The organism is Halomonas sp. FeN2 (assembly GCF_020595105.1).
GTDB lineage: Bacteria > Pseudomonadota > Gammaproteobacteria > Pseudomonadales > Halomonadaceae > Vreelandella > Vreelandella neptunia.
Genome location: NZ_CP074200.1, coordinates 2,570,414 through 2,592,868, shown reverse-complemented (window position 1 = coordinate 2,592,868; position 22,455 = coordinate 2,570,414). Strand labels below are relative to the sequence as shown.

The 22,455-nt window shown below is 55.3% G+C and carries 16 protein-coding genes and 3 rRNA genes; 12 read left to right on the top strand and 7 right to left on the bottom strand.

Features of this window, described 5'->3' with window-relative positions; all coding sequences use genetic code 11:
• The first annotated feature begins 22 nt into the window (after positions 1-22).
• Positions 23-958 carry an AEC family transporter gene (locus tag KF947_RS11900; protein WP_223289206.1) on the top strand — a complete coding sequence of 312 codons (936 nt, stop codon included), beginning with the start codon at positions 23-25 and terminating at the stop codon, positions 956-958.
• A gap of 3 nt (positions 959-961) precedes the next feature.
• Here the strand turns inward: KF947_RS11900 and ligB are convergent, their stop codons facing one another.
• Both ligB and metK read right to left on the bottom strand, forming a co-directional pair.
• Positions 962-2,632: an NAD-dependent DNA ligase LigB gene (gene ligB / locus KF947_RS11895; RefSeq protein WP_413614104.1), complete on the bottom strand. Its 1,671-nt coding sequence runs from the start codon at positions 2,630-2,632 to the stop codon at positions 962-964.
• A gap of 142 nt (positions 2,633-2,774) precedes the next feature.
• On the bottom strand, positions 2,775-3,995 hold the full coding sequence (gene metK / locus KF947_RS11890; protein WP_133733588.1) for a methionine adenosyltransferase: 1,221 nt from the start codon (positions 3,993-3,995) through the stop codon (positions 2,775-2,777).
• Positions 3,996-4,249: 254 nt separating this feature from the next.
• On the opposite strand from metK, the gene tkt reads away from it, so the two are divergent.
• The 7 genes from tkt (at position 4,250) to KF947_RS11855 (ending at position 11,324) form a co-directional block, all read left to right on the top strand.
• Entirely contained in the window at positions 4,250-6,241 is a 1,992-nt protein-coding gene (gene tkt, locus KF947_RS11885; protein WP_227404064.1) for a transketolase, read from the top strand.
• A gap of 3 nt (positions 6,242-6,244) precedes the next feature.
• Entirely contained in the window at positions 6,245-6,598 is a 354-nt protein-coding gene (locus KF947_RS11880; RefSeq protein WP_133733586.1) for a CidA/LrgA family protein, read from the top strand.
• Positions 6,588-7,313: an LrgB family protein gene (locus tag KF947_RS11875; protein WP_227404063.1), complete on the top strand. Its 726-nt coding sequence runs from the start codon at positions 6,588-6,590 to the stop codon at positions 7,311-7,313. The genes KF947_RS11880 and KF947_RS11875 overlap by 11 nt, the downstream gene beginning before the upstream one ends.
• A 108-nt stretch (positions 7,314-7,421) precedes the next feature.
• The gene (locus KF947_RS11870) at positions 7,422-8,459 is read left to right on the top strand and encodes a type I glyceraldehyde-3-phosphate dehydrogenase (RefSeq protein ID WP_227404062.1); all 1,038 of its coding nucleotides are present in this window, start codon (positions 7,422-7,424) and stop codon (positions 8,457-8,459) included.
• Positions 8,460-8,519: 60 nt separating this feature from the next.
• On the top strand, positions 8,520-9,689 hold the full coding sequence (locus tag KF947_RS11865) for a phosphoglycerate kinase (RefSeq protein WP_223289201.1): 1,170 nt from the start codon (positions 8,520-8,522) through the stop codon (positions 9,687-9,689).
• Between the two features lie 70 nt (positions 9,690-9,759).
• Positions 9,760-10,824, top strand: coding sequence for a class II fructose-bisphosphate aldolase (fba, locus tag KF947_RS11860; protein WP_133733582.1), 1,065 nt, complete (start codon positions 9,760-9,762; stop codon positions 10,822-10,824).
• Positions 10,825-10,973: 149 nt separating this feature from the next.
• Positions 10,974-11,324, top strand: coding sequence for a hypothetical protein (locus tag KF947_RS11855; RefSeq protein ID WP_022520988.1), 351 nt, complete (start codon positions 10,974-10,976; stop codon positions 11,322-11,324).
• Between the two features lie 16 nt (positions 11,325-11,340).
• Here the strand turns inward: KF947_RS11855 and KF947_RS11850 are convergent, their stop codons facing one another.
• Complete coding sequence (locus KF947_RS11850; protein WP_133733581.1) at positions 11,341-11,772, bottom strand: hypothetical protein; 432 nt, start codon at positions 11,770-11,772, stop codon at positions 11,341-11,343.
• Between the two features lie 284 nt (positions 11,773-12,056).
• Between KF947_RS11850 and KF947_RS11845 the strand changes: the two genes are divergently transcribed.
• From KF947_RS11845 to KF947_RS11835, 3 genes are all read left to right on the top strand, one after another.
• Positions 12,057-12,755 (top strand): HAD family hydrolase, encoded by a 699-nt coding sequence (locus tag KF947_RS11845; RefSeq protein ID WP_133733580.1) that lies wholly within the window; start codon positions 12,057-12,059, stop codon positions 12,753-12,755.
• A 2-nt stretch (positions 12,756-12,757) separates the two neighbouring features.
• Complete coding sequence (locus KF947_RS11840; protein WP_223289199.1) at positions 12,758-13,132, top strand: translation initiation factor Sui1; 375 nt, start codon at positions 12,758-12,760, stop codon at positions 13,130-13,132.
• Between the two features lie 70 nt (positions 13,133-13,202).
• Positions 13,203-14,111: a nuclease-related domain-containing protein gene (locus KF947_RS11835; RefSeq protein WP_133733578.1), complete on the top strand. Its 909-nt coding sequence runs from the start codon at positions 13,203-13,205 to the stop codon at positions 14,109-14,111.
• Positions 14,112-14,127: 16 nt separating this feature from the next.
• Here the strand turns inward: KF947_RS11835 and KF947_RS11830 are convergent, their stop codons facing one another.
• From KF947_RS11830 to KF947_RS11815, 4 genes are all read right to left on the bottom strand, one after another.
• The gene (locus KF947_RS11830; RefSeq protein ID WP_133733577.1) at positions 14,128-15,459 is read right to left on the bottom strand and encodes a deoxyguanosinetriphosphate triphosphohydrolase; all 1,332 of its coding nucleotides are present in this window, start codon (positions 15,457-15,459) and stop codon (positions 14,128-14,130) included.
• A gap of 373 nt (positions 15,460-15,832) precedes the next feature.
• Positions 15,833-15,948, bottom strand: a 5S ribosomal RNA gene (gene rrf / locus KF947_RS11825).
• 150 nt (positions 15,949-16,098) lie between these two features.
• Positions 16,099-18,994 (bottom strand): 23S ribosomal RNA (locus KF947_RS11820).
• 286 nt (positions 18,995-19,280) lie between these two features.
• Positions 19,281-20,814 (bottom strand): 16S ribosomal RNA (locus KF947_RS11815).
• The 16S, 23S and 5S rRNA genes sit together here, the layout of an rRNA operon.
• A 585-nt stretch (positions 20,815-21,399) precedes the next feature.
• Here KF947_RS11815 and pyrB point away from each other — a divergent pair.
• Positions 21,400-22,425, top strand: coding sequence for an aspartate carbamoyltransferase (gene pyrB / locus KF947_RS11810; protein ID WP_227404061.1), 1,026 nt, complete (start codon positions 21,400-21,402; stop codon positions 22,423-22,425).
• The last annotated feature ends 30 nt before the right edge of the window (positions 22,426-22,455 follow it).

The window sequence follows — 22,455 nt, the reverse complement described above, 5'->3', positions numbered from 1 at the left end:
ACCACATATGACGGGAGGATAAATGGATCTTGCACCTGGGGCGCTCGTTGGGCCGTTACTTATGCTACTCAGCTACGTGGGACTAGGCTGGCTCGCCGCCCAACGACTCAAGCTAGATCCTCGCCCGATTGCGACCCTACTGGTTTACCTGATCGCGCCTTTTACGATTTTTCGCGCGCTGATGAATGGCGGCCCAACACCTGACTACCTCTTTCTCACATTAGCGCTGTTCATTCTGGCCAGCCTGATGGCACTGGTGGTACAGCGTATTACTCGCCACCGTTTTGGCGAGCAGGAAGCGGCCTTGCTGGCGTTCTCCTCAGGAACGGGGAATACCGGCTATTTTGGCCTACCGATTGCGCTGATTTTACTGCCCCCTGAAGGCGTTACTCTTTACCTGTTCTGTATGTTGGGGATTAATATTTACGAATTTACCGTGGGCTTTTACCTTAGCGCACGTGGACGTTTTTCAGTACGTGAGAGCATGATCAAAATTTCTCGCTTACCGCTGATCTATGCGTTCCTATTCGCGTTACTGCTTAGCGCCCTTGAAATCACTATACCCGCTGCAGTCATGAGTTCGCTGCAAGTCTTCCCAGCCACATACACACTACTCGGCATGATGATTATTGGTATGACGCTCAGCCAGGTAACGCTTTCCGCCTGGGATACGCGCTTTGTAGTCGCCTGTTTAGGCCTGCGCTACCTGCTATGGCCGCTCGTCATGTTAGTGGCCGTTTTAGTATTACAGTGGTTCGCTCCACTCTCCACTGAGCTTGCCATGGCACTGCTACTGCTGGGCGTGGTGCCTATGGCGGCTAACGTGGTAGTGGTCGCTATGGAGCTGGGCATTCAGCCGCAAAAAGGCGCATTAGCGGTGCTGGTGACGACACTGCTCGCGCCGCTGCTGATTCCGCTTTATCTGGGTTTGATGCTGCGACTCACCGGGCTGGGTTAGTGATTAAAAACCGGCAACACCCGCCTCGTTAAGCTGTTGAGCCATATGCTGTATCGCGGGGTGGCGAAAAAACGCTACCAGCGCCTCAGCGCGAACCGGGCCAACGCCGGGAACGGCTTGCCACTCTTCGCGCTGGTAGCCCGCTAACTCATCCCAATTCCCGCGAACCGACTCGCTACCCGGCGGCGCCCCCAGCGCACTCAGCCAAGCCGCAAACGGCTGGCCCTGGGCGACTTGAAACTGTTCCAGCAACGCATCAGCGGTGGCCTCCCCAATGCCGTAGGCCTGTTGCAGCTGGCCTGGTTCAACGTTCAGCCAGCCCAATAAATGAGTGACTACGCCCGCATCCATCAGCGCTTGCCAGGTACCTTCACCGATACCTTGCATACCAAGCTGCTCGCCAAGGTAGGTGAGCCGCGCCAGCAATTGGTTTTCACAGCCAGCAGTTAATTCAAAGCAGCTCAGCAGGTGGTAGCGCTGGGGTGACGGAGGAGTCAGCGGCGAGCGCTCTTGGGTATGCCACACCACCTCGGTCAACTGGGGAATCGTTAATCCCGCTAGCGAAATCGCTACTTGGTCACCGGGACGGACATCCAGTGTCTCCCAGCGCTCCAGTGAGCTTAACGAGACGCGGCTAATACGCCGCCCCTCCAGCAGCACCGGATTAAGCCATACCAGCGGCGTCACACGCCCAGTGCGCCCAACGCGAAACTCGATGCCGCGCACTTCCGCTAGCGCCTGCTGAGCGGGATATTTCCAGGCAATGGCCCATTCAGGCGGCGAAGATGACCAGCGACGCACGCCGGGTCGCTCAGCTTGCTTGATCACCACCCCGTCGGTGGCAAACGGCAACGGCCCGTTAAACCAGCTATCGCGCCAGTAGGCGGCATCACGGCGATCATCCAGCGGATACGTATACTCAGCGGTGTCAAAGCCCAGCGCACTCAGTTGGGCTAAGCGGCTTTCCATGTCAGTCGGGCCATCCGGCCAGCCCCAGACAAACAGGCCAATGCGCTCGAGAGTGGCCGCTGTGGGGGAGGATTGCGCCATTGCTCCCGCCACCGCCCCCCGGGCACCCGATGCGGGTGAGCGTGACTGCACGTGTTGGGTTAACCGCCAATACAGCTCGCCTTGGAGTACTGCAGAAACAGGCTCGGGTAGCGTATTGGGAATGGCAGGTATCTGTTGGGCACGGGCTGTCCAGTCCTGGCCCCGCTCGCCGTCGCCACGGCTAACGGCTTCGACCAGTTCACCAGCGGCATAGCGCAGCGTAATCGCCACGCCATCCACTTTGGGCTGGATCCACAGGTCTTCGCGGCGACTGGTAAAACGCCTGACGCCATCGTCATCGGCTTTATCAAGCCCACGCTGCGCCGCCGGGTGCTCAAGGGTGCCGCTACTGTGTGTAACGCGCGTAAGCGGGCGATGGTCAGGTACATTGCCCAGGCAGCGCTGCCAAGTGGCTAGGCGCTCAACCGCTTGGTCGTAAAGGGCGTCATCGATCAGCGCAACGCCTTCGTCGTGGTAGGCGGTGTCCCAGCGGTGAACCTGCTCGGCCAGCGCCTGGCTTTCGCGGCTTAGGCGCTCCTCCGGCCAATCAGGGCATTGGGCAGCCTGTGCGGAAAAAGTGACAAGCCCGATAAGGCCGCCCAATAGCCATGTTCGTACACTCAACAACATTCCTTACCCCCGCGGTAACACATCAGCCTTTAGGCTTAGCGTAGCGCAGGGGGTTGAAACAGCGCATAAAAAAAGCCCCCGGCCGAAGCCAAAGGGGCGATTTAATCCATTTCTTACAAAGGGTATAGCAAATCTCTTACAAACCGGCGGCCTTACGCAGTGCGTCAGCTTTATCAATCTTTTCCCACGGGAAGGCGGTAAAGGTTTCGGTATGCGCTTGGCCTTTATCGTCGCTCCAGGTGTAGCTGTGCTCGAACGGTGCCCGGCCAAAGTGGCCGTAAGCGGCGGTGAGCTGATACATCGGGTGCAGCAGATCGAGCATTTTGGTGATCGCGTAGGGGCGTAGATCAAAGTGCTCGCGAACCAGTGCAACGATCTTGGCATCGTCAATTTTACCGGTGCCGAAGGTATCGATTGAGACCGAGGTCGGCTCGGCAACGCCAATCGCGTAGGAGACCTGAATCTCGCACTTGTCAGCCAGGCCTGAGGCCACCACGTTCTTAGCCACATAGCGGCCCGCATAGGCGGCGCTGCGATCCACTTTAGAGGGGTCTTTGCCGGAGAACGCACCGCCACCGTGGCGAGCCATGCCGCCGTAGGTGTCGACGATGATTTTGCGGCCAGTCAGACCACAGTCGCCTACCGGGCCGCCAATCACAAATTTGCCGGTCGGGTTGATATGGTACTGGGTGGTGTCATCCAGCCACTCGGCGGGGATGACTTGCTCAATGACCTCACGCTTGATCATTTTGCGCAGGTCTTCCTGATCGATCTCTGGGTCATGTTGGGTAGAGAGAACGATGGCATCGACACCGCAGGGCTGGCCTTCGGCGTTATAGCGGAAGGTAACCTGGCTCTTGGCATCCGGGCGCAGCCACGGCAGCAGGCCATTTTTACGCAGTTCGGCCTGACGCTCGACCAACCGATGAGAGTAGTGGATCGGCGCGGGCATAAACGAGTCGGTTTCGTTAGTTGCGTAGCCAAACATCAGGCCCTGGTCGCCAGCACCCTGATCTTCCGGCTTGCTGCGGTCAACGCCCTGGGCGATATCGACACTCTGCTTGCCAATCAGGTTAACCACGCCGCAGGTCGCGCCGTCAAAGCCGACATCAGACGAGTTATAGCCAATGCTGATAATCACATCGCGCACCAGGGTTTCTAAATCAACCCAGGCGGAGGTGGTAATTTCGCCGGCAATGATCGCCACCCCGGTTTTCACCATGGTTTCACAGGCAACGCGGGCCTGTTTATCGCGGGCGATAATGGCGTCTAGCACTGCGTCAGAGATCTGATCGGCAATCTTATCGGGATGACCTTCGGAGACGGACTCGGAGGTAAACAGGGAATATTCGCTCATCGCGCACTCTACCCTCTGTATGACGGCTGTATGTAATCCACAGCATCAGCAGGAAATCATGGCAGGTGACCCCTGCCCGTATTAGTGAAGCGATAGCATTACTTTTCTACCGCGTCGGGAGGCAGAGTCTACACGCTGTCGGCGATGCTTCCCAGAACGTGATCCCGAGAATTTGCCGCTACATTTGCCGCAACATGGGAAGTCAGCGACAATAGCGCCTTTATAATTTCTGTTTTCAGGCGAGGAGCACCCCCATGCCGTCCCGTTTTGAGCTAGCCAATGCCATTCGCGCCCTGTCCATGGATGCCGTTCAGAAGGCCAAGTCCGGCCACCCGGGCGCCCCCATGGGTATGGCTGATATTGCCGAGGTGCTATGGAATGACTACCTCAAGCACAACCCCGAAGACCCCAAGTGGGCCGATCGTGACCGCTTTGTGCTCTCCAATGGCCACGGCTCCATGCTGCTTTACTCCCTGCTCCACCTCAGCGGCTACGAGCTAAGCCTGGAACAGCTGCAGAATTTCCGCCAGCTGCACTCGCCCACTGCGGGCCACCCGGAATTTGGCTACGCCCCGGGTATTGAGACCACTACTGGCCCGCTGGGTCAGGGTTTTGCCAACGCAGTAGGCTTCGCCATTGCTGAAAAAACCCTGGCGGCGCAGTTTAACCGCCCCGGCCACTCCATCGTTGACCACCACACATGGTGCTTTGTAGGTGACGGCTGCTTAATGGAAGGGATCTCCCATGAAGCAGCCTCCCTGGCCGGTACCCAGCAGTTGGGTAAGCTAATCACTGTATACGACGACAACGGCATCTCTATCGATGGCGAAGTGGAAGGCTGGTTTACCGACGATACCGCCAAGCGCTTTGAAGCTTACGGCTGGCACGTAGTGCCCAATGTGGATGGTCATAAGCCTGAAGAGGTGAAAGCCGCGATCGAGCTGGCCAAGAGCCACGACGATAAGCCGAGCCTGATTATCTGCAAAACCATTATCGGCTTTGGCGCCCCCAACAAGCAGGGCAAAGAGGACGCCCACGGTGCGCCCTTAGGCGATGACGAAGTGGCCCTGGCCCGCACCCAGCTCGACTGGCCCCATGCCCCGTTCCATATTCCCGAGCCGATCTACTCCGCTTGGGATGCTCGTGAAGCTGGCAAAGCGGCTCAACAGGCGTGGGACGCGCGTTTCGCCCGCTATGCAGAAGCCTTCCCCACGGAAGCGCGGGAATTCACCCGCCGCATGAAGCGCCAGCTGCCGACGGAACTGCCCACCGAAGCTTTGATTGAGCAGGCCCAAGAGCGTGGCGAGACCATTGCCTCACGTAAAGCCTCGTTTGAAGCGCTCAATGTGATCGGCCCGCAAATGCCGGAACTGCTGGGCGGCAGTGCCGACCTGGCGCCGTCTAACCTGACCTTCTGGAAAGGCGCCAAAGCGATCACCCCGGAAGACGCCAGCGGTAACTACCTGCACTACGGTGTGCGTGAGTTTGGCATGGGGGCGGTCATGAACGGGATCGCCCTACACGGCGGCCTGGTACCTTACGGCGCGACCTTCCTGATCTTCATGGAGTACATGCGTAACTCGATCCGCATGGCGGCGTTGATGGGCCAGCAGGTGATTTATGTGTTTACCCATGACTCTATCGGTCTGGGCGAAGATGGCCCGACCCACCAGCCCATTGAGCAGCTCACCAGCCTGCGCACGACGCCGAATCTAAACACTTGGCGCCCCTGCGATGCGGTCGAAACCGCCGCCGCCTGGGATGCGGCGATTAAGCGTCACTCCGGCCCCTCGGCGCTGGTGCTGTCACGCCAGAATCTGCCCCATCAGCAGCGCACGAAAGCGCAGCTGGCAGCGATTCAAAACGGTGCGTATGTTCTGAAAGATAGCGAAGGGACGCCGGAGTTGATTCTGATTGCCACCGGTTCTGAAGTCGGCCTGGCCATGGACGCCGCCGCCGAGCTCGAACAGCAGGGCAAAGCGGTACGCGTAGTCTCCATGCCCTCGGCCTATCGCTTTAACGGTCAGGACGCCGAGTACCGTGAGAGCGTACTGCCCAAAGCGGTGACCAAACGTATCGCCATCGAAGCCGCTCACGCCGACTACTGGTACAAGTACGTGGGCCTGGAAGGCCGCGTGATCGGCATGACCACCTACGGGGAATCCGCGCCGGCGGGTGATCTGTTCAAACACTTCGGCTTTACCGTCGAGAATGTGGTCAAGCAAGCCAACGAACTACTCGGCTAAGCCATGCCAGTACTCAGTGGCTTTCTGTGGTTGATTAGCTACTGGCTTATCGGTGAAGTGGTGATCCACTTCACCGCTTTGCCGATCTCGTCAGGCGTGATCGGCATGCTGCTGCTCTGCGCGACGCTCGCCGTTCGAGGCCGAGTCCCTACCAGCATTGCCGCTGCTGCCCAACCACTGATTGCGCTCCTTGCTATGCTGATTATGCCCGGCGTTGTGGGGGTATTTTTCATCATCGGTGAACTGGCCGGTCAGTGGACGGCTATCCTAATCGCCCTGGTGGTAGGCACGCTACTCAGTGTGGTGACTACTCTGTGGCTGCTCAAGCGACTAATCGGGCAACCCAATGTCCGCTGATACACCGCTGCTTACTCTATTAACCACCACCCCGCTGTTTGCGGTGGGGTTAACGCTCACCGCTTATTTGCTGGGTAGCTCTCTGTTCCAACGTTTAAGGCGCCCTTCTTGGCTGCCCGCTATTTTGATCGCAGCGCTGCTGCTGGCGGGAGCGTTAGCGCTAATAGGGCTGCCGTACACTACCTATCAGCAGGGGGCCACATGGTTAACGGTGCTGTTGGGGCCAGCCACGGTGGCGCTGGGGATGCCGCTTTATCAACAGTTGCCGCGGATCGTTGAGCTATGGCGGCCTTTGGCGATATGTTTGCCCATCGCCGCGACGCTGGCGGCTTGCTACTCGCTGGCAATTGCTTGGTTACTGGGCAGCTCGGACATCATACTCGCTTCCATTGCCGCTAAATCGGTGACGGCGCCTATCGCTATCGGTATTACGGAGCAGCTTGGCGGCACCACGGCACTGCTGTTGGGCGCGCTGTTGGTGACAGGGGTGATCACCATTCCCTGTGTCAGCCTCGCTGCGCGTTGGCTGCATATTGACGACGAGCGCTTGATCGGTTTCGCTCTGGGGCTTAACGGGCATGCCATTGGCACGGTAAGAGCGTTTGAGATCAGCCCCACCGCTGGGGCTTTTGCATCACTGGGTATGAGCCTTACCGGTATTTTCACTGCAGTGCTGCTGCCACTCGCCTGGCGATTAATAAGCATGGGCAGCTGATAGGAACGGCCGGTTGATAAGAATCGTCGGCTGAAATACGTTATCATCGCAACGAGTTCTAGCCTATTTCGATCATTGTTGAATCACTTTTAAGAGCCACCCGTCTGCATGGCTAATTCTGCTCCCAGGTATCGCATCGCCATTAACGGTTACGGACGCATTGGCCAATGCGTGTTGCGGGCGCTCGTCGAGCGGCGACACCCCGAACTTGAAGTGGTCGCTATCAATGAACTCTCTGATCTCGCGACCATCACCTATCTAACCCGTTACGACACCACCCATGGCCGCTTTCCCGGTGACGTCGAGAACGACGGGCAGTACCTCATCATCGACGGCCAGCGCATCCAGGTACTCTGCGAACAAGACCCACGCAAGCTACCCTGGAAGGCGCTTGATGTGGATCTGGTGCTGGAGTGCTCAGGGAGCTTTAAAGATCGTGCCACCGCCGAGCTGCACTTAGCAGCAGGCGCTAAACGGCTGCTGTTTTCTCAGCCAGCGGAAAATGATGTCGATGCCACCATTGTGTGGGGCATTAATGAAGGCGAGCTGTCGCTTTCTCAGCGCGTTCTGTCTGCCGCTTCGTGCACCACAAACTGTCTTGTGCCGCTATTGACCGTTCTGGATGAAGCTCTAGGCCTTGAGCACGGTGTCACCACGACGATTCACTCGGCGATGAACGACCAGCCGGTGATCGATGCCTACCACCAGACCGACCTGCGTCTTACTCGCTCGGCAATGCACTCTATTGTGCCAGTGGACACCGGCTTGGCGCTGGGTATTAGCCGCTTGATGCCCAATCTTGCGGGCCGCTTTGAATGCCTGCACGTACGCGTCCCCACGATCAATGTCTCTGCCATGGACGTGGCGCTCACCGTCAGCCGCGACACCCACCGCGACGATGTGAATACGCTACTGCTGGCCGCCAGTCAGCAGCGCTTAAAGGGCGTACTTGGCTATACTGAAGCGCCTATGGCGTCGGTTGATTTTAATCACGACCCTCGCTCAGGCATCCTGGACGCTACCCAGACACGGGTAGCGGGCAAGCGCCTTATCAAGCTGCTGTGCTGGTTCGACAACGAGTGGGGGTTCGCTAACCGTATGCTCGATATTAGCCAGCGGCTGGCCAGACTTTCGACAGAAACGTAACCTATTTGCATTAGCTGTTTATATTGAGTTCCACGGCCTAAACACGAGGAAACCGCTTCCATGAATGTAAACAAGATGACTGACCTTCCCCTGGAAGGACAACGCGTGCTGATTCGTGAAGATTTGAATGTGCCCATCAAACACGGCCGCGTCTCCAGCGACGCCCGCCTGCGTGCCGCACTGCCAACAATCCAAGCCGCCGCAAAGGCTGGGGCGAAGGTGATGTTGATGAGTCATTTAGGACGCCCCACCGAAGGTGAGCCCGCCGAAGAGTTTTCCCTGGCGCCGGTGGCTGAACACCTGAGTGAACTGTTAGGCCGCCCAGTGCCGCTGATTAAAGCCTATCTCGGCGAAACGCTGGATCTCGCCAACGGCGACGTCGTACTACTAGAGAACGTACGCTTTAACAGCGGCGAGAAAAAAGACGATGAACAGCTGGCGAAACAATACGCCGCGCTGTGCGATATCTTTGTGATGGATGCCTTTGGCACCGCCCACCGTGCTCAAGCCTCTACCCACGGCGTGGCACGTTTTGCCCCCAGCGCCTGCGCTGGCCCTTTGCTTGCCCAGGAACTCGATGCGCTTGAAAAAGCGCTAGCGCACCCGGCCCGACCCATGGCAGCCATCGTCGGCGGCTCGAAGGTCTCTACCAAGCTGGATGTTCTCACCGCGCTGGCGGATAAATGCGATCAACTGATCGTCGGTGGTGGTATCGCCAACACCTTTATTGCCGCGGCGGGGTACAATGTCGGTAAATCGCTCCATGAGGCCGAGTTGGTGGGCCAAGCCAAAGCGCTGATGGAGAAGGTCTCGATTCCGCTTCCTACCGATGTTGTCGTCGCCACCGAGTTTTCTGAGTCGGCCAAGGCGGTTGTCAAACCGGTAGATCAAGTAGCTGACAACGAGATGATTCTGGATATCGGCCCAGATACCGCTGCTCACTTGGCCAGCATGCTCAAAGACGCCGGCACCATATTGTGGAACGGCCCCGTCGGTGTATTTGAAATCGATCAGTTTGGTAAAGGCACTCAGGTAATCGCGCAGGCTATCGCCGATAGCGCAGGTTTCTCTATTGCCGGTGGCGGCGACACGTTAGCGGCCATTGATAAATATGCCATTGCGGATCGTGTTTCGTACATTTCTACCGGTGGTGGTGCCTTTCTTGAATATGTAGAAGGCAAGCAATTACCTGCTGTCGCTGCACTCGAAGCCGCAGCCAAACGCGGTTAACATTGCACGTCTTGAACCTGAACGCTCAGTCTCTAAAACCCAGTCTCTAAAACATAGATAAGGTAACTTCATGGCTCTGATCAGCATGCGCCAGATGCTCGACCACGCCGCCGAATACGGTTACGGCATTCCGGCGTTCAACGTCAACAACCTTGAGCAGATGCGCGCCATTATGGAAGCCGCTGATGCCACCGATTCGCCGGTCATCGTGCAAGCATCTGCCGGTGCACGTAAGTACGCAGGCGCACCGTTCCTGCGTCATCTGATTTTGGCGGCCGTTGAAGAGTTTCCGCATATTCCTGTGGTCATGCATCAGGATCACGGCACCAGCCCTGCGGTCTGCCAGCGCTCTATTCAGCTCGGCTTCTCATCGGTGATGATGGATGGCTCGCTGGGTGAAGATGGCAAAACGCCAACCGACTACGACTATAACGTCAACGTTACTCGTCGCGCGGTAGAGATGGCTCACGCCTGTGGCGTTTCCGTCGAAGGCGAGCTGGGCTGCCTGGGCAGCCTGGAAACCGGTATGGCCGGTGAAGAAGACGGTATCGGTGCGGAAGGCAAGTTGGATATGGAGCAGCTGCTGACCGACCCGGAAGAAGCCGCGGAGTTTGTGAAAGCGACCCACGTGGACGCACTGGCGATTGCCATTGGCACCAGCCACGGTGCTTACAAGTTCACTAAGCCGCCTACCGGTGACACGCTCTCTATCCAGCGTATTAAAGAGATCCACGCGCGGATTCCGGATACTCATCTGGTCATGCACGGCTCCTCTTCTGTTCCCCAGAAGTGGCTGGAAGTGATTAACCAGTACGGCGGCGAGATCCCCGAAACGTACGGCGTGCCCGTCGAAGAGATCGTTGAGGGTATTAAACACGGCGTGCGCAAGGTCAACATCGACACCGACCTGCGCTTGGCATCTACCGGTGCAGTGCGTCGCTTCCTGGCTGAGAACCCGTCAGAATTCGACCCGCGTAAGTTCTTGAAAGAAACCGTTACCGCGATGCGCGATCTATGTATCGCCCGCTACGAAGCCTTTGGCACGGCTGGCAACGCCAGTAAGATTAAGCCGCTCAGCCTGGAAGAGATGTTCCTGCGCTACGAGCGCGGCGAGCTCGCGCCCAAAGTAAAATAAGCGTGTCATTGACACACTTTTGAAAAAGACGACCAACCGGTCGTCTTTTTTTGGGCTAATTAAATAGATGTTGCAACGCAGCATTGATAGGCTAACACTGAGGGTGAGGCCACGACGTCTCGTGTTCCAGCAAGGAGGCCACAACGCTGATGAAATCGACAACTCCCCTTTCCCTAATGCCCACTACCCCGGTAGCGATGTTCGATATATGGAAAGTCGGCATCATGGCTTTTGAGCTATGGTCGACGTCTTTATCGACAATCACTATGCGAAATCATTTATGGCAAACACAGCCGTTTTTCAGCCCTAAAATGATGCAAGAGAATCAACGCATGGTCACTGAAAAACTCGAGGCCAGCATGGAAGCTGGCCTCGTTATGCAAAAAGCGCTGCTCAACTCAATGAGCGGTAAGCAGGCCCCCTGGTGGGTTACCAGCCAGCGCACGATGAAGCCTTACCACCAGCGTAGTAGCGCGAACTCGCGCAGACTCGCCAAGTAGCGCTTAGGCACTGACGTTACTCATTATCGTCGGTGCCTTCTTCATCATCTTCGCTATTCTCTTCTTCGCTGCTGTGAATGGCATCTTCCGGGCTACCAGTGCCGCCTGTGCCAGCCTCTGGGTTGCGATCTTCACTCTTTCCAGGCTCAAGCTCGACATCAGCCTCGCCCTCGCTGGTGGCTACTTCTTCGTTTTTCTCTTCCTCCTCTTCCTCTTCACGAACACGTGCCTGCTCGTCAGCGCTTTCTGAACCGCTAGAAGAAGTGCCTTCATCTTCATCACGCTTTACTGATCCCGCTTTAATACCGTACTCCTCTTCAAGCGCTTCATCGTCCAGAGGCTCGTGCTGCTCGCCCTCTGACTCATGGCTATCAGCAAACACATAGCCAGTGGTCGTTAGCAAAGCAGCGCTGAGCGCAAAGGGTAGCAACCAAGGGGTTAGACGCATTGGGCGTTCTCCATGTTGTGGTTATGACAAGATAGTGTATCCCTACAATCTCTTCAGCGCAGCTTGGCCATTTCCAACGCTAACGCAACATTGTTTCCCGATGTTAGATCGCATCAAACAGCCCACTAAAACCAGTGTAGCCGTTTAAGCTGGCTCAAGAGTCGCGATCAGGCAAGCAAAAAATAACAAAACAGTGTTCACAAATGACGTAAAATCCCGTTCAATAGCAGTATGGATGGCTTCAACTAACACTGGCAGTGCATAAGCCGCTGCAAGGAATCACAATGCCGCTCCCACTTTTGCTGTTTGACTGTGATGGCACTCTTGTCGATAGCGAGCCGCTACTGGCCGAAGAAATGGCTGCCGGGCTCAATTCAGTAGGCCTGCCTTTCGCGCCTGCTGATTATCTTGGCGAATTTCGTGGAGCGCGCTTTCGACGCATCGTTGCTGAACTGCAGCAACGCTATGGTGACGTTGACCCTGAACAGCTTGACCGCATGGAAGCCTCTATGCGGGCCAATCTAGCCACCCGGCTTGCTCAGGAGTTGATGACCATACCAGGCGCCCACGAAGCACTGGATATATTGTCGGCGTATCCCAGTGCCGTGGTGTCTAATGGACCTGAAAGCAAAATTCGCACTGCATTAGAGGCTACCGGACTCAGCCACTATTTTGGCAAACGCTTTTTCAGTGGCTACACCGCCAATTGCTGGAAGCCCGAACCCTGTTTACATTTACACGCAGCGAGTATCATGGGCTATTCAGCGCGTGACTGCATTGCCATAGATGATGCCTTGGTAGGTGTGCGCGCGGCGCTTCAAGCGGGAATGACGGTGATCCACCTAAACCGTTTCCCTGATGCTGAAACAACGCCTGAAAACGCTATCATGATCAGTAACATGTTTCAGTTACCCGCCGTGGTGGAGCGGCTTACACGTGAATATTGGCAAACGCCCGTGCCTCAACACTCGATTGGAGGATGATAATGGCCTCTTTACGTGACCAGCTTGGTGGGCTGGTTTACTCCACCGAACATGGCAAAATCTGCCCCAACTGCCGTGAACCACTCGATGACTGCCACTGCGATGATTTGAGTGAGCAGCAACGGCTAGCGGCACTTGATGGCGTGGTGCGCATTCGCCGCGAAACGAGTGGCCGTAAAGGCAAAGGTGTTACCACCGTCAGTGGCATTCCTTTACCGAGCGAAGAGCTGAAAACGTTAGCTAAAACGCTTAAAAAGCGGTGTGGAACGGGTGGCGCAGTTAAAGAGGGTATTATTGAAATTCAAGGCGACCACCGCGATACCCTGCATCAGGAGTTAAGCGCCCTTGGCTACCAGGTTAAATTCGCTGGAGGTTAGGCCTCTACCCCACTATGACTTACCATCAGGGCTTACCATTGAGTAAGTCTCTATAGAGCAAGGCACTGCAATGGCTTGGCTGGAATACGTGCTACCCCTGATTTTTTTATTCCCCATGGCGGCAATGGCCAGTATTGTCCTTGCGCTGCGCAGCCTGCATGATGCTCGCGTTCACTCCCCATTCAACGCCCCCCTTCGTGAGCCGGGCCAAGCGCTACGGCATCGCCTTGATCAAGCGTTTTCCAGCCTTTTTTTAAACGGTGCATTAGGGCCCATTATCAGCCTCGCCCCGCTAGTTTACGGCATGGGACGCATGCTGTTTGTGGATAAGCAGGACTGGGTTGAGTGGGCGCTGTATGGGCTGCTTAGTACGTTGCTGGTACTGACTTTTTCACTACTGTTGGTTCGCGACTATCAGCGTATCCGGCGCTTAAAACTAGGCTTAGCTTGCGAACTCGCTGTTGGCCAAGAGCTAGAGCGCTTAGTCCGCCCTGATGCCCACCCTTACTATGTATTTCATGATGTGCCCACCGATAGCTTCACGATTGATCACGTCGTCGTAACGCCGCATGGGGTATTTGTGGTCGAGACACGGGCAAGAACACTCGCGATCGGCACCGATGGTAATGAGCTCAACACCGTAGCGGTGGAGCGCGAGCGGTTGCGTTTTCCGCACTGGCAAGAGCGTCGTCCGCTGCATAAAACACGCCAAGGGGTTAGCTGGCTGACTCACTGGCTCGAGCGACGCTGCGGCGTGCCCGTCCCCGTACGGGGCGTATTGGTGCTGCCGGGTTGGAAAATAGATAACAGCGAAGCTGCCACGGATATTCTGGTGGTAAGCGGTGATACCCTTGCAAAGCAGATAACCGAGCTAACGCCAGCCCCACTCAATGATGACATCCATGACAAGATCATTAATGTTCTACTTGAGCGCGCTCAGTTGATGGAGTTGAAACACCTGAGCCAACCTTCAGTTTAAGTGTTCTCCCCTCCACTCAATCGCCGCGTAGTCGGCCGCCCATCTCCTGGGCCAAATCCACCGCATAGTGGTCTGTCATCCCACCAATAAAGTCCAGCATTCGTCGATAGCTATCGTAGAGTGACCAAGATGGCAGGGGAGTATTTTCGCCGATCAGGGCCAGCACACGCTGATGTTTAAACGATGAGTGCCCTGTGTGATGAAGCTCGTGTGCAGCGCCAATAAAGGCTTCCAGCAGGATACCCAGCGTCGTATAGGCGCCAATCTCCAGCTTTGCCTTACGCTCATTCTGGAAAATACGCTCTCGAGCCAACTGCTTAGCCGCCTGAACGCCCCACCCCAGGTCGGGGTGACACAACTCTAAAAGGTCATCACTGAGCGAGCCACTCAGCAGGGCCTGCTCATGCTGCACAAACACCGCACCGACATCATTAACCGCACGCTCCATGGCAGCGCCTCGTAGCAGCGCAATACGGCGACGCTGAGACACGTTACGGGCTTGCATATCGGCATACTCGGGCGGAAACTCCCCAGCTATTTGGCGTAGTATTTCGACTACCTCTTCATAACGCAGGATGCCCATTTCTAAACCGTCTTCCAGATCCAACAAGGCGTAACAGATATCATCGGCAGCTTCGACAAGCCAAGCCAACGGGTGGCGACACCAGCGTTGCTCGCCTTGGGGCAATAACCCCACCGCTTCAGCCACTTCTTTTAACAGCGCCTGCTCTGACTGGTATGCACCAAACTTGCCTGCGCGCCCGCTGTAGCGAACTGTCCAAGGATATTTAAGCAGCGCCCCCAGTGTGGCCGCTGATAGCCGCATGCCGCCATTAAACTGGTTATATTCGATCTGGGTAATTACCCGAAAACCTTGAGCGTTACCTTCGTAGGTCAGTAGATCCTCGCGCTCAGCGTCTGAAAGACCCTCTAACAAGCCGCTGCTCTGAGCACGCTGAAACCAGTCGCGAATAGCATACTCACCAGCATGACCAAAAGGGGGATTACCAATATCGTGGCCAAGGCAGGCCGTTTGTATAATGACTCCAAGGTCAGCGGGAGTAATCCATTCAGGCAGTCGATCATGCAGCAACTCGCCCACAATCATGCCCAAGGAACGACCTACACAGCCAACCTCTAGCGAGTGAGTTAGGCGAGTATGGATATGATCGTTTTCAGTCAGCGGATGCACCTGGGTCTTACGCCCAAGGCGCCTAAACGAACCTGAGAAAACAATTCGGTCGTGATCTTTATGAAACGGGCTACGGCCAATTTCACGGGTGCTTGTTGAGCGTTGATCGTGAAGACGACGTGGGGAAAGTAACTGTTCCCAGCGCATCTGAGTCATGGGCATTTCTCCTTGAGGAGTACATTCTGACATAAAACGCCGGAAAACCGTACGTTATGGTGAAGAGTGAAGAGTCAGTGTGAGGTTTTTCTACTCACGATTCACGACTTACCCCTTACGCCTCACCATTCACCTCACAAGCAAAAAAAATCCCCCAAGGCATCAGCCCTGGGGGATTTTTCATAATAAGTGCCTGACTATGAGCCGGCCGGCGCTCCGGGACTTTACTCGTCTCGTCCTGAAACTCGCTCTTCGGGCCCGCTAAAGCGGTTCCCGTTTGTTCCCGACAAACGGGTTCATGGGGAGACCCCTTGTTTTTCTTTCGCGCAAACAAAAAACCCAGCCGGTTGGCTGGGTTTCTTGTTAAATAAGTGCCTGACGATGACCTACTCTCGCATGGGGAGACCCCACACTACCATCGGCGCTAAGCGGTTTCACTTCTGAGTTCGGCAAGGGATCAGGTGGTTCACGCATGCTATGGTCGTCAGGCGTAACTGTTAATGCATATCATGCTGACTGTTTTAACTAAATTGTGAGCGTCTCATTGCCTGCCGCCCTGGCAGTCTGTTGCCTGGGCCACACGCTGCGTATCCGGCATTCATTCACGTCATCATTACGACCAGACCCCTTGGGTGTTATAGGGTCAAGCCTCACGGGCCATTAGTACACGTTAGCTCAACGCCTTGCAGCGCTTCCACACCGTGCCTATCAACCAGCTGGTCTCGCTGGGCCCTTCAGGAGGCTCTAGGCCTCAGGGATGTCTCATCTTGAAGGGGGCTTCCCGCTTAGATGCTTTCAGCGGTTATCCCGTCCGACCATAGCTACCCGGCAATGCCACTGGCGTGACAACCGGAACACCAGAGGGTCGTCCACTCCGGTCCTCTCGTACTAGGAGCAGCCCTTCTCAAACATCCAACGCCCACGGCAGATAGGGACCGAACTGTCTCACGACGTTCTAAACCCAGCTCGCGTACCACTTTAAATGGCGAACAGCCATACCCTTGGGACCGACTTCAGCCCCAGGATGTGATGAGCCGACATCGAGGTGCCAAACACCGCCGTCGATGTGAACTCTTGGGCGGTATCAGCCTGTTATCCCCGGAGTACCTTTTATCCGTTGAGCGATGGCCCTTCCATACAGAACCACCGGATCACTAGAACCTGCTTTCGCACCTGCTCGACGTGTCTGTCTCGCAGTCAAGCACCCTTATGCTCTTGCACTCAATGCACGATGTCCGACCGTGCTGAGGGTACCTTCGTGCTCCTCCGTTACTCTTTAGGAGGAGACCGCCCCAGTCAAACTACCCACCACACACTGTCCTCGATCCGGATAACGGACCTGAGTGAGAACGCCAATGATGCCAGGCTGGTATTTCAAGGTTGGCTCCGCCCGAACTGGCGTCCGAGTTTCAAAGCCTCCCAGCTATCCTACACAGGCAACATCAGCGTCCAGTGTGAAGCTATAGTAAAGGTTCACGGGGTCTTTCCGTCTAGCCGCGGGTACACCGCATCTTCACGGCGATTTCAATTTCACTGAGTCTCGGGTGGAGACAGCGTGGCCATCATTACGCCATTCGTGCAGGTCGGAACTTACCCGACAAGGAATTTCGCTACCTTAGGATCGTTATAGTTACGGCCGCCGTTTACCGGGGCTTCAATCAAGAGCTTCGCCTTGCGGCTAACACCATCATTTAACCTTCCGGCACCGGGCAGGCGTCACACCCTATACGTCCGCTTGCGCGTTAGCAGAGTGCTGTGTTTTTAATAAACAGTTGCAGCCACCTGGTATCTTCGACCGGTTCGGGCTTAGAGAGCAAGTCTCATCACCCTACGCCGGCGTGCCTTCTCCCGAAGTTACGGCACCATTTTGCCTAGTTCCTTCACCCGAGTTCTCTCAAGCGCCTTGGGATTCTCACCCTGACCACCTGTGTCGGTTTGGGGTACGGTCGCACATGATCTGAAGCTTAGAGGCTTTTCCTGGAAGCGTGGCATCAGTGACTTCCTGACCGTGGTCAGTTCATCTCGTGTCTCGGCCTTAAAGGATCCCGGATTTACCTAAGATCCAAGCCTACTCACTTTCACCAGGACAACCAACGCCTGGCTCACCTAGCCTTCTTCGTCCCCCCATCGCAACCATGTCCGGTACGGGAATATTGACCCGTTTCCCATCGACTACGCCTTTCGGCCTCGCCTTAGGGGCCGACTCACTCTGCTCCGATTAGCGTCGAACAGAAACCCTTGGTCTTCCGGCGAGGGAGTTTTTCACTCCCTTTATCGTTACTCATGTCAGCATTCGCACTCGTGATACCTCCAGCGAACTTCTCAATTCACCTTCATTGGCTTACACGACGCTCCTCTACCGCGAATCCATATCGAAATATGAACTCACCCGTAGCTTCGGTACCTGGTTTAGCCCCGTTACATCTTCCGCGCAGGCCGACTCGACTAGTGAGCTATTACGCTTTCTTTAAAGGATGGCTGCTTCTAAGCCAACCTCCTAGCTGTCTGAGCCTTCCCACATCGTTTCCCACTTAACCAGGATTTCGGGACCTTAGCTGACGGTCTGGGTTGTTTCCCTTTTCACGACGGACGTTAGCACCCGCCGTGTGTCTCCCACGCTCTACTCACCGGTATTCGGAGTTTGCCTCGGGTTGGTAAGTCGGGATGACCCCCTAGCCGAAACAGTGCTCTACCCCCGGCGGTAATACGTGAGGCGCTACCTAAATAGCTTTCGAGGAGAACCAGCTATCTCCGAGCTTGATTAGCCTTTCACTCCGATCCACAAGTCATCCAAATCTTTTCAACAGATCCTGGTTCGGGCCTCCAGTTGATGTTACTCAACCTTCACCCTGCTCATGGATAGATCGCTCGGTTTCGGGTCTATATCCAGCGACTGTGTCGCCCAGTTAAGACTCGGTTTCCCTACGGCTCCCTATACGGTTAACCTCGCCACTGAATATAAGTCGCTGACCCATTATACAAAGGTACGCAGTCACAGAACAAGTCTGCTCCTACTGCTTGTACGCACACGGTTTCAGGATCTATTTCACTCCCTCTCCGGGGTTCTTTTCGCCTTTCCCTCACGGTACTGGTTCACTATCGGTCAGTCAGGAGTATTTAGCCTTGGAGGATGAATTCCCCGTCTTCAGTCAAGGTTTCTCGTGCCCCGACCTACTCGATTTCACATGATCAGATTTTCGACTACGGGGCTATCACCCGCTACGGCCAGACTTCCCAATCTGTTCGCCTAATCATTCACATGCTTAAGGGCTGAATTCACGTTCGCTCGCCGCTACTAGGGGAATCTCGGTTGATTTCTTTTCCTCAGGGTACTTAGATGTTTCAGTTCCCTGGTTCGCCTCTTACACCTATGTATTCAGTGTAAGATACTGACCTTATGGCCAGTGGGTTTCCCCATTCAGAAATGTCCGGGTCACAGGTTGTTGCCACCTCACCGAACCTTATCGCAGGCTACCACGTCTTTCATCGCCTCTGACTGCCTAGGCATCCACCGTGTGCGCTTAATTGCTTGACCCTATAACCCGAAGGAGTCTGGGGTTCGCAATAATCACGTTTCATTTTGCCGGATACGCTGACGCGTATCACAATTTAAGAAGCACTTCTTGCGAAGTGTTCTTGTCAGCATGATATACATTGTTAAAGAGCGACTGCTATAAGCAGTGATAAGCGTTTTTTCACTTTAAAAAAAGAAGACCTTTTTCTTTTTCTAAGCTAGAAAAGCATTCGCTTATCACTGCTCATACAACAGCTATCTGATCAGGTAATTCATTGTGGACGCTTACCGACTGTGACGCATCGTTTAAGGAGGTGATCCAGCCGCAGGTTCCCCTACGGCTACCTTGTTACGACTTCACCCCAGTCATGAACCACACCGTGGTGATCGCCCTCTTGCGTTAGGCTAACCACTTCTGGTGCAGTCCACTCCCATGGTGTGACGGGCGGTGTGTACAAGGCCCGGGAACGTATTCACCGTGACATTCTGATTCACGATTACTAGCGATTCCGACTTCACGGAGTCGAGTTGCAGACTCCGATCCGGACTGAGACCGGCTTTAAAGGGATTCGCTGACTCTCGCGAGCTCGCAGCCCTTTGTACCGGCCATTGTAGCACGTGTGTAGCCCTACCCGTAAGGGCCATGATGACTTGACGTCGTCCCCACCTTCCTCCGGTTTGTCACCGGCAGTCTCCTTAGAGTTCCCGACATTACTCGCTGGCAAATAAGGACAAGGGTTGCGCTCGTTACGGGACTTAACCCAACATTTCACAACACGAGCTGACGACAGCCATGCAGCACCTGTCTTACAGTTCCCGAAGGCACACCAGAATCTCTTCCGGCTTCTGTAGATGTCAAGGGTAGGTAAGGTTCTTCGCGTTGCATCGAATTAAACCACATGCTCCACCGCTTGTGCGGGCCCCCGTCAATTCATTTGAGTTTTAACCTTGCGGCCGTACTCCCCAGGCGGTCGACTTATCGCGTTAACTTCGCCACAAAGTGCTCTAGGCACCCAACGGCTGGTCGACATCGTTTACGGCGTGGACTACCAGGGTATCTAATCCTGTTTGCTACCCACGCTTTCGCACCTCAGTGTCAGTGTCAGTCCAGAAGGCCGCCTTCGCCACTGGTATTCCTCCCGATCTCTACGCATTTCACCGCTACACCGGGAATTCTACCTTCCTCTCCTGCACTCTAGCCTGACAGTTCCGGATGCCGTTCCCAGGTTGAGCCCGGGGCTTTCACAACCGGCTTATCAAGCCACCTACGCGCGCTTTACGCCCAGTAATTCCGATTAACGCTTGCACCCTCCGTATTACCGCGGCTGCTGGCACGGAGTTAGCCGGTGCTTCTTCTGCGAGTGATGTCTTTCCTAATGGGTATTAACCACTAGGCGTTCTTCCTCGCTGAAAGTGCTTTACAACCCGAGGGCCTTCTTCACACACGCGGCATGGCTGGATCAGGGTTCCCCCCATTGTCCAATATTCCCCACTGCTGCCTCCCGTAGGAGTTCGGGCCGTGTCTCAGTCCCGATGTGGCTGATCATCCTCTCAGACCAGCTACGGATCGTTGCCTTGGTGAGCCATTACCTCACCAACTAGCTAATCCGACATAGGCTCATCCAATAGCGGGAGCCGGAGCCCCCTTTCTCCCGTAGGACGTATGCGGTATTAGCCTGGGTTTCCCCAGGTTATCCCCCACTACCGGGCAGATTCCTATGCATTACTCACCCGTCCGCCGCTCGTCAGCATCTAGCAAGCTAGATCTGTTACCGCTCGACTTGCATGTGTTAGGCCTGCCGCCAGCGTTCAATCTGAGCCATGATCAAACTCTTCAGTTTAAGATCTATGCGGTTCTTACCTGCCACCCTAAAGCGACAGAAGCGAACCAAACTTGGCTCAAGGTTCAAACGAATTCATTCAAAACAGATTCCAAAGGACGAATCCTTTAAAACCTTATTGCTTGAGTCGCTTGCCTTGATATTGGGTGATTTGTCACCAACATCAGCAAGCGCCCACATGAATTACCTGATCAAATTGTTAAAGAGCTGTTTCGCTGTTAGATTGCTATGAAAGCAACCGGGCTGCCGTTGACTTGGCTTGCCTCAGCGAGGAAGGCGCATTCTACGCATTTCCTGGTGTTTGTCAAGGGCGTTGTTTTCGATGCAAACCTGACCACATCCAAAACCGCTGGCTTTCGTAAAAGCACTAACTACCTGACAAACCGAAGCTTTTACACTTCATTCACCGCTGGTGACGCTTGGCGTCCCCGGCAGCGGATGCGTACTTTACGGTTTCGTTGCCGAGTTGGCAAGCGGTTTTGTAGAAAAATTACAGATTGGTCGCCATGAGCGAATGAAAGCCCTTCGGCACTACCCTTATTGGCGGTTACACTAGCGCTATCTACCACCTTACTGAGGTCCGCCATGAGCCACCACCTGCTAACTGTCGACTCATTAAACCGCGAAAGCGTTGATCATTTACTGCGTGTGGCTGCACGCATGGAGCCAATCGCTCAGCAGCGCCAGGTGACACGCGTGTTGGAAGGGGCGGTACTCGGCAACCTGTTTTTTGAAGCCAGCACCCGTACTCGGGTAAGCTTCAATGCTGCCTTTTGTCGTTTAGGTGGCAGCGTTTGCGACACCACGGGCTTCACCTTCTCCTCTATGGCGAAGGGGGAGTCACTATACGACACCAGCCGAGTAATGAGTGGCTACTGCGACGCCATTGTAATGCGCCACCCCGACCAGGGCTCGGTGGCTGAGTTTGCTGCGGCGACGAATGTACCGGTGATTAATGGCGGCGACGGCCCCGGTGAGCACCCCAGCCAAGCGCTACTTGACCTTTATACGATTGATAAAGAGTTCCAGCGCCTGGGCAAATCACTGACCGGTGCGCATATCTTACTTACCGGCGACTTGAAGTATGGCCGTACCGTTCATTCACTGATTAAGCTTTTATCACTCTATGACCCGCTGCGCATTACCCTGGTGTCGCCGCCGGGTCTTGAGATGCCTTCCAAACTGATTGACTTAGTAGCCTCTCGCGGCCACCGCATTGAGCAGCGCGATTCACTCGCTAGTGATTTTGCCGATTTAGATGTGGTGTACACCACGCGGATTCAGAAGGAGCGCTTTACCGACGAGATGAATGAGAGCTTTCAGGAGCTCTCTGACGACTTTATGGTTAACCGCGATTTTCTCGATCACCGCTGCAGCCAAAGCACCATTGTGATGCACCCGCTGCCCAGGGATAGCCGCCCCGGCGCGAATGATTTAAACGTCGACCTTAACGGCGACCCGCGTCTGGCGATTTTCCGCCAAACCGATAACGGCATCCCCATGCGAATGGCGATTTTCGCGACACTGCTCCAAGTCGATGAGCTAATCGAAAAAGAGCTACGCCCCGTGCGCTGGTACGTACCCACCCAAACGGGCACGTTGGATCGATAAAGCGCAAAAGCTTAAGGGTAGGAATTTCAA